Raw genomic sequence first — 11,985 nt, forward strand, 5'->3', positions numbered from 1 at the left:
CACAACCATGAAACAAGCAATAATAGCAGTAGTGATATTATCTCTGTGCTCAATCACAGTAAAAGCACAACAATTGGAAAATGAAGATTGGGCGAACCACCGTATTTATAAGAAGGGGAGCGACACAATTATTATATTGTCAGAAGGACTGGAAAAAATAAAATCATACAGCAGAAAAATATCTTTAAAAAGAATAAAAGTAACGTATGATTCAGCTGAGTTGAAGAAAAAAATTGATTCACTTAACCGGATTGAATCACTTAATAAACAAGATATTATATGCAGGCTAATAATTGATAAAGTGAAGTACTTCGACAAAAAGGGGGCTATTATTGTAACTTCAACGCTTAAACAGAAAAATGACAAAATTGATATCTTGAATATTCTAAATAATTTACCAGGTTCGGTAAAGGAGGAAAATGTTAAGGCTACAAATATAGAGAACGATTCAATCGATGTTGATTGCGAAATTTTGGAGGAATATATAAACTCTCTTCCTGATAAAATGCCAGAGCCAATAGAAACAGCAACATCGTGGTATGGTTGGTTTGGCTCTATAAACATTATTGGTGGTTTTTCGGGAAACAGAATTACTGTTGACACTGCTTTTTTTTCAAATACCGGGTCGCTCACTACAAGAGAACAGGAAGAGCGTAATATTTCTGTTTGGGGAGGCAGCCTGACAGTTGGATATAGAATAAATCAAAGGCACATGGCGTATGCTGAAGGAATGTACACTTCTCTGGGCTTTGAGTCGAGGTACCACTCAGTTAATTGGAACAGTGGCCTCCCTGATACACCTTTAGTAATACACAGATATAAGATAAGTTCTAAGAGTTTTGGCGTTGGCTATATGTATTCTACTGCAAAAGACAGTAGTTTTTTGCATCTTTTAATAGCAGCAGGCATATATGGCAGTTATGCCGACAAATATTGGATCAATGATGAAAAGACTGGCTTACCCAATACCATGGAAAAAGGTTTTAGGTTTACCAACAAACTGGGTATTGGAATCACACTAGGCCATCGGTATGATAGGATTAATTTTAATTTAATGCCATTTTATATGTGGGATTGGACGCCAATTAACCATGGGCAATTGGCCACTCGTTTGTACATGTGGGGTGTAAACGCTGGCCTCACAATTAATTGGTACAAAAAAACTTCTGAATAAAATTTTTTTCCCCGCACAGTGTACATTAAAGAACTTCTCCGCAAAGTCTCCTGCCAGGGACTTTTCAGCAGGGAAAACACAAATGCCCATTAGTAAGAAAATGCCGCTCTGCCACAATCATAGGTTTACTATCTTGGAGTTATGAGTGTACTAAAATCTATACCCGAAACAGATGGCTTTTTTGTCACTTTCACCTGTGCGTAATGGATACCCTTTTTTCAGTTAACCAACAGCTATAATGTTTACAAATCGTTTTTGAACCTTCGTTTTAATGGAAAGAATGCCGTACCCAGGCTTTCATACAACAGAAACTCAATTACATGCACATGAATGCCTGCAAAGGAGAAAACCTGCTTACACGCCTGCCAGAGAATTATCTTCACAGCTCTGCGAAATATTACTTCACCGGGCAGCAGGGAATTTACGCCATTACCAATTACATGGAGTTGATGGATATTGAACTGACCAAATAACTTGCAACAGCGGAATTGCGTATCCTTTTTGCATTAGTACCATCCCTGCCGCAAAGTCCCGTACCGGAGACTATTGCGGGGAAGTAATTCGGCGGACACTTTGCGGAGGAGGAAATTTTTATGCTTGCGTGAATATCAGATATTTATAGCTATGCATTCTTTATGGTTGACAAGTAAGATTCCATTGACAGTTTAAATTTATTGCCGTTTCTTTTTTTAATGGCTACAAGATTACCATTCGCGTTCCCATCGAACAGTGGGGTAGGATAAGTTCGAATATCTCGCCAAATACGCTCGGCCCCATATCTTCTAAGAGGATACCATTCTGATAGCCATACATCATAGTCCTGACATACTAGGAGATTAGCCATGTCTTTATACGTATACCCCAAGGGTATTGTTTTAAAGTCTTCAAATTCACACATGATTATTTCTGGCTGTAATTTCGAAAATGGGAAACCTTTGAGTGCAAAAAAATCATGCCCCTCAATATCAATTTTCAAATAATCAATAGTATCTACTCTTTCAATTTCTATAACAGTAGAAAGGGTGATAGTTTTGACAGTAGTTATTAGTTTATGATGCTTTTCAAAAGGTGTTAACGAAGATATGCCGGTTGATTGACGACTACGATAAAAGGAAAGTTCAAGCCCATCTTGATCGCTAACCGCATTTTCATACAATTTCAGATTTTTCACCTTGGGAACATATTTTCTATTGATCGGGTCGGGTTCAAAGCCAATTATTTGCCAACCCATTTTTGCATATTCAATAAAGCTTTGTCCGTAATGAACACCAACGTCAAACATTATTCCCTTCCTTGGGTTGGCTTCAAAATATTTCAGTATGAGATCATCTTCGGAAAAACCTTTAGAAGCAAAGAATTTTTTTAAGGTCCTGGCATTTTCGTGACCAAATAGATAAATCACAGTGTTTTTAATAAAAGTTTTCATTTACTTAAAATTCTTTCTAAGTTGAACAGTGTTGTCAGATTAAAAGTTTGAGTTTTTAGTTACTTTTTGAGAAGCGTACCTAAAAAATCTTAAGCTATGCAGGGATAAAATAAATGTGATATTGTCAACATTGAAATTACATTTTTAGCCGCATAATCTCAAAAGGTGTTTTAACGGTTTTTCAGTAACTTCTCTCCGCTAAGGTGGGTATTTGCCTGCCCTAACGAGCGAATTGGAACTCGGGGGTGTGCTCACATGTGCTCTACTGTTTTATATAACAATAAATGCTTCATCCCATAGCATAACAGGGTATGCTTGGATTCGTTATTGGGCTTTGCCCGTAGGGTAGTAGAGGAGATTTTCTGCTTGGCCGCAGTTGGTGTTAAGTATACAACCCATGCAGGTGTTGTCACCTCCATGTAAAAATATCCATTCCAAAGCCTCATCCCTTCGCTTAACAGCCGCCATAAAAAACCAACCGTACAAGTGAGTGACACAACGAAGTCGCCATGAAATACTTCCGCCCGTCCCCAAAAAAACATAGCCGGCTTACGCCGGCTACATTCATGGACGAGCATCCCGTTAGAGATAGAGACAAAACAAAAGTTCTACTTCCACCCACCACCCAGGGCCTGGTAAATATTCACCATCGCGTTCATCTGCTGCTTCTTGGTTTCCACCAGTTCAAACTTGCTTTCCAGGGCGTCCCGCTGGGTGAGCAATACTTCCATATAATCTGCGCGGGCAGATTTAAACAGGTCGTTGGAGATGTTGATGGATTCGGTGAGCGCTGCCACCTGTTTGCTTTTGAGGTTGTAGCTTTTTTCCAGGTTGCCTATTTTGGCTAACTGGTTGGCTACTTCCACATAAGCGTTCAGGATGGTGCGTTCATAATTATAAGCGGCCTGCACCTGTTTGGCGTTGGCATTAATATAAGTGGCTTTTATGCCGGCGCGGTTTACCAGCGGGGCTACCAGGTCGCCCGTGAGGGAGTAGAGGATGGACTCCGGCGTTTTTACCAAATAAGAGGGGTTAAAAGCCTGCCAGCCAAAGTTGGCGGAAATACCCAGCGAGGGGTAGAACTGCGCCTTGGCTACCTTAATATCCAGCCTGGCAGCGGCAAGGTCAAGCTCGGCCTGTTTAACGTCAGGCCGGTTCGCCAATAGCTGGGAGGGAAGGCCAGCATTTACGGCAGCGGGCGCCACATTGTCCAGCCCTTGCTTGCTTCTTGCTATTGGCTGCGGAAAGCGGCCCAGCAAAAAGTTGATCCTGTTCTCCGTTTCGGTTATCTGCTGCTGTATATCGTACTGCATGCTGCTGGTCTTCATTACTTCGGCTTCAAACCTGCGTACAGCCAGCTCTGTAACACGGGTGGCTTCTTTCTGCAGCTTCACTATTTCCAGCGCATTGGTCTGTATGGCAATGTTCTGTTGAACAATGTCCAACTGGTTATCCAGCGCCAGCAACTCGTAGTAGGAGTTGGCAATCTCCGCCACCAGGTTGGTAACGATGAAGTTCCTGCCTTCCACGGTGGAAAGGTAGCGGGTAACGGCCGCCTTTTTGGCGTTGCGCAGCTTGTGCCAGATATCCAGCTCCCAGGTGGCGTAGGCGCTTACCAGGTAGTCCGGCAGCGGCTCGGGCATTTCTTTGTCTTTGTCTATTTCTATGTTCTTTTCCAGTGCGCCCAGGTTGGTGTACCGGGCTTTTTTGTCAACACCGGCGCCGGCACGCAGGCCTACGAAGGGCAGGTACTCCCCCTTGCGGGCCTGTATTTCGTTGCGGGTTATTTCTATTTCCTGCCAGGTAATGTTGAGTTCCTGGTTGTGTTGCAGGGCGGTATCTATCAGGGCGTTCAGGTAGGGGTCAGTAAAATATTCTTTCCATTTTACCTGTGCGCTGTTGGTACTGTCCTGCTGGCTGTTGTAAGCCGCAGGCGTGTTGCTGTTTTCCGTTTTGCTAACCACAGCCGGAACGGAGCAGGCGGCAAAGCCCAGGCAAATGCCGCCGATGCTGATGTACTTGTAAACAGTTTTTCTAATCATTGTGATCAATTTCTTCGCTTAATGGATTCTCCACTTCGTCCTGCAGGAGTTTTCTCTTCTCGGCTATTTTACCGAATACATAATACAAACCGGGTATGGCGATAACGCCCATGATGGTACCTACCAGCATGCCACCCGCGGAGGCGGAGCCGATGGTGCGGTTGCCAATAGCGCCGGGACCACTGGCAAACACCAGCGGTATCAAACCGGCGATGAAGGCAAAGGAGGTCATGAGGATGGGGCGGAACCTTGTTTTAGCGCCTTCAATAGAGGCTTCGAGTACATTGTACCCTGCCCGGTGTTTCTGTGCGGCAAACTCCACGATCAACACGGCATTCTTGCCCAGCAAACCAATCAGCATTACCATACCCACCTGTGCGTAAATGTTGTTTTCCAGCCCCATTATTTTCAGCAGCAGAAAGGCGCCGAAAATACCGGCGGGCAGGGAGAGTATTACCGCTAATGGCAGCATAAAGCTTTCATACTGCGCGGCGAGGATCATGTACACAAAGGCCAGGCAGACGATGAAGATGAATATGGCTTCATTGCCACGGCCTTCTTCATCCTTACTCATGCCGCCCCAGTCAATGCCATAGCCGCGGGGCAGGGTTTTGGCTGCCACTTCTTTAATGGCGGCGATGGCTTCACCGGAGCTGTAACCTGGTGCAGGCGCACCCTTAATGGCGGAGGAAGTGAACATGTTGTATCGGGTGATCTCGTTAAGGCCGTAGAACTTCTCCATCTTCACAAAGTCGGAGATAGGTACCATCTCTTCCTTGTCGTTCTTCACATAGAGTTTCAGTACATCTTCCGGCTCGGCACGGTATTGCGGTGCGGCCTGCACCATTACCTTGTACAGACGGCCGTAACGGATGAAGCTGGTTTCGTAGTTACTGCCCAGCAGGGTAGAGAGGGTGGTCATCACGTTGGCGATGGTTACGCCTTTCTGCATGGCAATATCATTGTCAATCTTTATCATGTATTGCGGGTAGCTGGCGCTGTAAAAGCTGAAGAGGGCGGTGAGTTCTTTGCGTTTGCCTAATGCGGCCACAAAGTCTTTGTTCACGGCTTCAAACTTCTTGTAATCGCCATTACCGGTCTTGTCCAACAGCCGCAGGTCAAAACCACCGGCGGCGCCATAGCCGGGTACAGCGGGCGGACCGAAGAACTCGATGGTAGCGCCGGGTATGTCTTTGGCTTTTTCTTCCAGTTCCAGAATGATCTCTTCAGCGGAGTGTTTGCGCTGCGTCCAGTCTTTCAGGTTGATCAAACAGGTACCCGCGTTGGAGCCGGTGCCTTCCGTCAACACTTCATAACCGGCAAGTGCGGAAACAGACTGTATGCCGTCAATCTTCTCGGCTATTTTTTGCAGGCGCTCGGATATTTCATTGGTTCTTTCCAGTGAGGAACCGGGCGGCGCCTGCACCACGGCGTAAATCATACCCTGGTCTTCATTGGGTATAAAGCCCGTTGGCGTAGTGCTGCTGAAATACCAGGTGCCTGCGCAAAAGGCGAGGAGCAGGCCCCAGGTTACCACACGCCGGTTAACTATTAACCGCAACAGGCTGGTGTACCTGCCGGTGAGTTTTTCAAAGCCACGGTTAAAGCTGTCGAGAAAGCGGTTGATGGGTGTTTTCTTTTTGGGCTTGCCATGTGTATTCTTCAGCAGCATGCCGCAGAGCGCCGGTGTTAAAGACAAAGCCACCACGCCGGACAGGATGATGGCGGTTACCATGGTAATGGAGAACTGCCGGTAAAAGATACCCACTGGGCCAGACATAAAGGCCACCGGTATAAATACCGCTGCCATTACAAAGGTGATGGCTACCACGGCACCGCTTATTTCATGCACCACTTTCTTGGTGGCCTGGTAGGGTGAGAGGTGTTCTTCCTCCATCTTGGCATGCACGGCTTCTATTACCACAATGGCATTATCCACCACTATACCGATAGCCAGCACCAACGCGAACAACGTGATGAGGTTGAGCGTAAGCCCGAAGATGAGCATGAAGAGGAAAGTACCTATCAGCGAGACAGGTACGGCCAGCGCAGGTATCAGCGTAGAGCGCCAATCGCCCAAAAACAGGAACACCACAATGCCCACCAGTATAAAAGCTTCAGCCAGCGTATGTATTACTTTTTCAATGGAGGCATCCAAAAACTTGGATACGTCATAGCTAATCTCGTAGTCCATACCGGCAGGAAAGGAGGTCTTCTTTATCTCTTCCAGCTTGGCTTTTACTTCTTCAATTACCTGGCTGGCATTGCTGCCGTACAGCTGCTTCAGCGTTATGGCCGCAGAAGGACGCCCGTTAAGGTTGGAATATATATCGTAGAACAAGCTGCCGAACTCTATATCCGCCACATCTTTCAGGCGCAGTATTTCGCCATCCGGGTTAGAGCGCAGTATCACGTTTTCATACTCTTCTTTTGTGCTAAATCTGCCCGAATACTTCAGCGTGTACTCAAAAGCCTGCGAACGTTTACCGGAGCTTTCACCGGTCTTACCGGGTGAGGCTTCCAGGCTTTGCTCGCCCAGGGCTTTCATCACTTCTTCAGAGGAGATTTTATAAGCCAGCATGCGGTCCGGCTTCAGCCAGATACGCATGGAATATTCACGGGTACCCAATATACGGGCGTTGCCCACGCCTTTTAAACGGCGTAGTTCGGGCATTACGTTAATGTCTGCATAGTTGTACAAGAAGCGTTCATCCGTATTCTTGTCTTTACTGTACAGGTTTACGTACATCAACATCGCCGGCTGTTCAAGGCTGGTCAGCAGGCCTTCGCGTATTACCAGTGGCGGCAGTTTGTTCAGTACCGATGATATACGGTTCTGTACATTCAGTGCTGCCTGGTTGGGGTCGGTGCCCAGGTCGAAGATGATCTGTATGTTGGCCTCGCCGGTGTTGGTGGCATCAGAGGTCATGTATTTCATACCGGGTACGCCGTTAATGGCACGTTCCAGCGGTATGATAACGGTTTTAACGAGCAGTTCGCCATTGGCGCCCGGGTATTCGGCCACCACTTTTACCGTGGGTGGCGAAATAGCGGGAAACTGCGTAATGGGCAACTGCATAATGCCCAGTATCCCCAAAAAAACAATCAGCAGGGATATGATAATGGAAAGGACAGGCCTTTTAATGAGATTACTAAACATGTATCATGTTTTTGAAATGAATCAAATGCGATAAGAGGGTTGCCGGTTGCGAGTTGCCAGTTACGAGCTACGAGTTGCCAGTTGCCAGCTACCAGTTATGAGTTGCGAGTTACGAGCTACCGGTAACCTGTAACCTGTAACCGGCAACCGGTATCTGGTTTTTTGGGGGTGCCCCCAAGCTGCGCAAGGGGTCGGGCTTTTCGCTCATACTCCGGCACAGAGCCTTTGCACAGGGCTTCACCGGGGTATCCGCTTCAATCCCTCACCCGAAACGCCTCACCCCAAGTGTTCCAATCTTGCTGCTTCGCCACGCAAGATTGCGCAACAGACGACGATAGCAGCAATGTCGCCCGGACAAAAATTGCTTACAGTTTTCTTGTATCCTGCAACCAGTAACCAGCAACTTGTAACCAGTAACCAGCAACCTGTAACCAGTAACCGGAAACTGGTATCTGGCACTACTCCGCTTTCAGCCGCAGGTGGGCGATTACTGACTTAGGCTCTTCGTATTCGTAAGCAACTTTATCGTTGTCCCTTACTTTCTGAATGCCTTCCAGCAATATCCGTTCGTCGGCAGAAAGGCCGGTTTCAATTACAAACAGGTCGGGCATTTCGGCGGCCACGGTTATCTCCCTGGACTTTACCGTATTGTCTTTACCCACTACAAAAACATAGCGTTTATCCTGTATTTCATACGTGGCTTTTTGGGGTATCACCACGGCGTCTTTTAATGCTACTTTCATCAGCACTTTACCGGTTTCGCCGTGGCGCAGCAGGTTGTCGGGGTTGGGGAAAGTGGCCCTGAAAGCAATGTTGCCGGTCTCGTTGTTAAACTCGCCTTCAATGGTTTCTACCAGGCCGGGATACTTAAACTGCTGGTTATTGGCCATCAGCAGGTTTACCTGCTTTTTACCGTTGGAAGAGGCATCGGTTTTATAGGTAAGATATTCCGGCTCCGAAACGTTGAAGTACACCCACATTTTGCTGTTGTCAGAAAGGCTGGTGAGCAGTTCGCCCTCATCCACCAGGCTGCCCAGCTTTAAGTGCAGGCGGTCAACAATGCCATCAAACGGGGCCCTTATTTCGGTAAAAGCTAGGTGTACTTTGGCCAGTTCCAGTTCGGCTTTAGCTTTGTCTAGTTTGGCATTGGCCAGCGCCAGCTCGTTTTTGGAAACCACGTTTTTATCAGCCAGCGGTTTGGTATTTTGTACTTCAATCTCGGCAGCTTTGGCCTCGGCTTCTGCTTTCATTAATTCGGCCTCGTAAAGTTTGGGCATTATCTTAAACAGCAGTTGGCCTGCTTTAACATACTGGCCTTCATCCACATAAATGTTTTGCAGGTAGCCCTTTTCCTGGGCCCTTAATTCTGTGTTGCGTATAGACCTTATCTGCGCCACATATTCTTTCACCACCGATGTATCCATCTTTACCGGGCTGGTGGCCAGGTACTTGGTGGGGGCTTCTTTTTCTTCTTCTTTGGGTTTGCAGCCGGTGTAGCACAACAGGGCAGACAGGCCTATGAGCGTGAAAATTCTGTTCATGGTATAACAGTGTGAGTTCTTATTTCAGTTTTGCGTGAGAAATTTTTGCGGCTGAACATGACAGCCATTACCTGCATATTTGATGCAGTGCAGGCAAAGCAATAAAAGTGAGCGTATGTGTGGCAGGCATGTAGATGCCGCCTGCAATGGCATCAGATTCTTATGGAGCGGTGGATGATGAATTTATCCGGCGAAAGGTAAGAGAGGTGTTCACGGGAAGGTAAAGGGTTATGGAAGCTGTCCGCGGTACATCCCGGCGGGCGTGCATAGTAGTATTGAAAGTAGCTTTTGCCGGTTTCTGTGAATTTCCTGTAGGATTCGGAGTCGTCGTCATCTTCAATTTCTTCGGCTTTAACGATATCGTACTCATGTCTTTTACCCGGGGCGCCGGCTTTGCTGAGGAGTTCCCTGTTGTTTGAATAAGAGAGGCCGGCTTGTGCGGGGCTTTCAACAATTTTTCGGTGAGAGCAGTTAACACTGTCGTGGTGTGCATGTGTATGCCCGCCCAACAGGAGGAAAGACAAAAACAGCAATAACCTTGTTAACAGCTTTAGCATGTCTCAAAATGATTGGTGAACCCACCTAAAAAACAAAGCTTTCCTGTGTGGAAAGCCATCGTGTTTTTCTTGCCGCATTAGCCGCGTCATACAAATGATGGCCCGGTAAGGCTGGCAAGATTAGTAAAATTAAAGGTAAGGCAGCAACCGGCAAACTAATTTTTTGCAAGTTTTTATCATTTGGGGGGGGTGGGTGGTGTTTTGTTTCTGCCGCCTTTTGGCGCCAGAAACTTTTGGCGAAGGCGGTTGTTTGAGAATTTTTTATCCCTGGTGTAGAGATGTGCAAGTGAGGGAACTCTTTTTTGAAAACAATAACGATCAACCCATTGTTTTCGGCGGAATTAATATGGAATTTTAGCAGGTACTTAACGCTTCTAAATGAAACCAAAACATGCGCTTGCTTTATTATTTGCCTTGTCTTTTTCTGCGGCTCTTTTCGGTCAAACAACTTTTCGCGAAGAAGAAAAACTGGCCAATCTGAAAGATGGCGTCACAAAAAAAGAGATAAGTTCTTTTGCTATAGCTGGCCGGCAGAGTACTTCCGGTTCAAAGCCTCAAGGACTTAAAAAAGTGCGTTTTGTGAAATGTGGTGACAGCCTGTTGGTTTTTGACAACGGGTTCTTTTCCGCGGATATTTATGTGATAATAGCATCTACCGGCGTTAAGGCTAATAAAAGAATAAGTGAAATAAGATTTGTTAGGGATACCAAACGCATTTACCTGTTACCTGAATCTGCATTCAGGGATTTGTACAGCCCTAATTTTTGTACACCTGGAGGAAAAAAGAACAAGACTGACTGCAAAGTGTTTTGGTCAAAGAAAAGCAGGCAATACTACATATACATGCTCAACGGCAGCGGCGAAAACAGGTATGAAGTTACCTGGGTAATACAGAGTGGAGTTTACTATACCCGTGTGGTGGACAGGGTGCAATAATTTCTTGAAAAACAGGTAAGATGCTGTTACTGGTAAGTCTCCATCCGTGGTGCGTGTCTCCACGCACCACCAGGCTGAAAGCAAATAGTGCCTTTTCAGGTTCGGGATACCGGTGCGTGGAGACACGCACCGGGGGAAATAAAATGCTCTACGTGGTGCGTGTCTCTACGCATCAGCAGGCTGACATCAAATGTACCTTTTCATGTTCAGGGTGCCGGTGCGTGAAGACACGCACCGAGGGGGATTGACATGCGATGACTGAAGGAAAGTGAAGCATACACAGGAAAACCCATGGTGCGTGTCTTCACGCACCACCCAATAGCCGTAGTTTGTCTCATGCATCAGCAGGCTGACATCAAATGTGCCTTTTCATGTTCAGGATGCCTGTGCGTGAAGACACGCAGCGAGGGGGATTGACATGCGATGACTGAAGGAAAGTGAAGCATACACAGGAATACCCGTGGTGCGTGAAGACACGCACCACCCTCTTGTAAACATTAAAATTCATCCCATAAATTTTTCAAGAATGGAAAAGTTTTTTCACCGGTTTCGTAGTAACGGGCGGACGAATACTGGTACTCGTATGGATATTTGGCAAGCCGCCATTTTCCGGAAACAGGGTTGTTGTGGAGGTAATTCAACTTTTGTACGGCTATTTCTTTATTGAATAAGGAGATTGCCAGTGAATCGCGTTGCCAAAACTCATATTGCTTATTAGGTGCATTGATAGCATAGGAAGACAATCCGGTTGGGTTATGTTGCAGCAGCATCTTTTTATAGGTATGTGCTGTGAATTTAAGCAGAGACGCATGGGGAGATTCTTTGCCGTTTAACTCATTAACCCGCCAGATAAAGTGTAGGTGGTTGGGCATAATGACAAAGGCAAACACATCTACTTTTTGTTTGTCGGAAAGAAACTGAAGCGACTGGATGATCACATTTTTATATACATCGCTGATCAGAAGCTGTTGCCATTTGTTAATAGTCGCCGTCCAAAAATATATTTCTCCAGGATTGACATTCGATTTTCTCTGGTACAAAGCATAGGGTATTGGTACGGAATAAATATAGGGATTATCGGAAGAAAGCTTAAAATGTATCTGCCTTTTGTTTGCTAAATACCGGTGCGTGGAGACACGCACCGAGGGG

10 protein-coding genes are annotated in these 11,985 nt (G+C 46.2%); 3 read left to right on the plus strand and 7 right to left on the minus strand.

From position 1 onward, the window contains the following. The first annotated feature begins 7 nt into the window (after window positions 1-7). Entirely contained in the window at window positions 8-1,174 is a 1,167-nt protein-coding gene (locus F0364_RS12325; protein WP_153798093.1) for a hypothetical protein, read from the plus strand. 326 nt (window positions 1,175-1,500) lie between these two features. Continuing rightward, on the plus strand, window positions 1,501-1,647 hold the full coding sequence (locus F0364_RS12330) for a hypothetical protein (protein ID WP_153798094.1): 147 nt from the start codon (window positions 1,501-1,503) through the stop codon (window positions 1,645-1,647). Between the two features lie 149 nt (window positions 1,648-1,796). On the opposite strand, the gene F0364_RS12335 is transcribed toward F0364_RS12330, so the two are convergent. The 6 genes from F0364_RS12335 to F0364_RS12360 all read right to left on the minus strand — a co-directional run bounded on the left by F0364_RS12335 (window position 1,797) and on the right by F0364_RS12360 (window position 10,222). Beyond that, entirely contained in the window at window positions 1,797-2,600 is an 804-nt protein-coding gene (locus tag F0364_RS12335) for an FkbM family methyltransferase (protein ID WP_153798095.1), read from the minus strand. A gap of 608 nt (window positions 2,601-3,208) precedes the next feature. After that, complete coding sequence (locus F0364_RS12340) at window positions 3,209-4,642, minus strand: TolC family protein (protein ID WP_153798096.1); 1,434 nt, start codon at window positions 4,640-4,642, stop codon at window positions 3,209-3,211. Then, window positions 4,635-7,802, minus strand: a complete 3,168-nt coding sequence (locus F0364_RS12345) for an efflux RND transporter permease subunit (RefSeq protein WP_153798097.1) — start codon at window positions 7,800-7,802, stop codon at window positions 4,635-4,637. Before F0364_RS12345 ends, F0364_RS12340 begins: the two co-directional genes overlap by 8 nt. 458 nt (window positions 7,803-8,260) lie before the next feature. Further along, window positions 8,261-9,343, minus strand: coding sequence for an efflux RND transporter periplasmic adaptor subunit (locus F0364_RS12350; protein ID WP_153798098.1), 1,083 nt, complete (start codon window positions 9,341-9,343; stop codon window positions 8,261-8,263). A 152-nt stretch (window positions 9,344-9,495) separates the two neighbouring features. After that, window positions 9,496-9,900 (minus strand): hypothetical protein, encoded by a 405-nt coding sequence (locus F0364_RS12355; protein WP_153798099.1) that lies wholly within the window; start codon window positions 9,898-9,900, stop codon window positions 9,496-9,498. A gap of 25 nt (window positions 9,901-9,925) precedes the next feature. Then, on the minus strand, window positions 9,926-10,222 hold the full coding sequence (locus tag F0364_RS12360) for a hypothetical protein (RefSeq protein ID WP_153798100.1): 297 nt from the start codon (window positions 10,220-10,222) through the stop codon (window positions 9,926-9,928). A gap of 56 nt (window positions 10,223-10,278) precedes the next feature. Here F0364_RS12360 and F0364_RS12365 point away from each other — a divergent pair, with 56 nt between their 5' ends. Then, complete coding sequence (locus tag F0364_RS12365; protein WP_153798101.1) at window positions 10,279-10,836, plus strand: hypothetical protein; 558 nt, start codon at window positions 10,279-10,281, stop codon at window positions 10,834-10,836. A 497-nt stretch (window positions 10,837-11,333) separates the two neighbouring features. Here the strand turns inward: F0364_RS12365 and F0364_RS12370 are convergent, their stop codons facing one another. Next, the gene (locus F0364_RS12370) at window positions 11,334-11,876 is read right to left on the minus strand and encodes a transposase (RefSeq protein ID WP_207632644.1); all 543 of its coding nucleotides are present in this window, start codon (window positions 11,874-11,876) and stop codon (window positions 11,334-11,336) included. Window positions 11,877-11,985: the final 109 nt, after the last annotated feature.

This window comes from Foetidibacter luteolus, assembly GCF_009650435.1.
Lineage (GTDB): Bacteria > Bacteroidota > Bacteroidia > Chitinophagales > Chitinophagaceae > Foetidibacter > Foetidibacter luteolus.

Excerpts from the sequence above, each read along its gene's own strand:
- F0364_RS12335 (WP_153798095.1), bottom strand. The coding sequence starts at position 2,600 with ATGAAAACTTTTATTAAAAACACTGTGATTTATCTATTTGGTCACGAA.
- F0364_RS12340 (WP_153798096.1), bottom strand. The coding sequence starts at position 4,642 with ATGATTAGAAAAACTGTTTACAAGTACATCAGCATCGGCGGCATTTGC.
- F0364_RS12355 (WP_153798099.1), bottom strand. The coding sequence starts at position 9,900 with ATGCTAAAGCTGTTAACAAGGTTATTGCTGTTTTTGTCTTTCCTCCTG.
- F0364_RS12330 (WP_153798094.1), top strand. The coding sequence starts at position 1,501 with ATGAATGCCTGCAAAGGAGAAAACCTGCTTACACGCCTGCCAGAGAAT.
- F0364_RS12345 (WP_153798097.1), bottom strand. The coding sequence starts at position 7,802 with ATGTTTAGTAATCTCATTAAAAGGCCTGTCCTTTCCATTATCATATCC.
- F0364_RS12365 (WP_153798101.1), top strand. The coding sequence starts at position 10,279 with ATGAAACCAAAACATGCGCTTGCTTTATTATTTGCCTTGTCTTTTTCT.
- F0364_RS12325 (WP_153798093.1), top strand. The coding sequence starts at position 8 with ATGAAACAAGCAATAATAGCAGTAGTGATATTATCTCTGTGCTCAATC.
- F0364_RS12350 (WP_153798098.1), bottom strand. The coding sequence starts at position 9,343 with ATGAACAGAATTTTCACGCTCATAGGCCTGTCTGCCCTGTTGTGCTAC.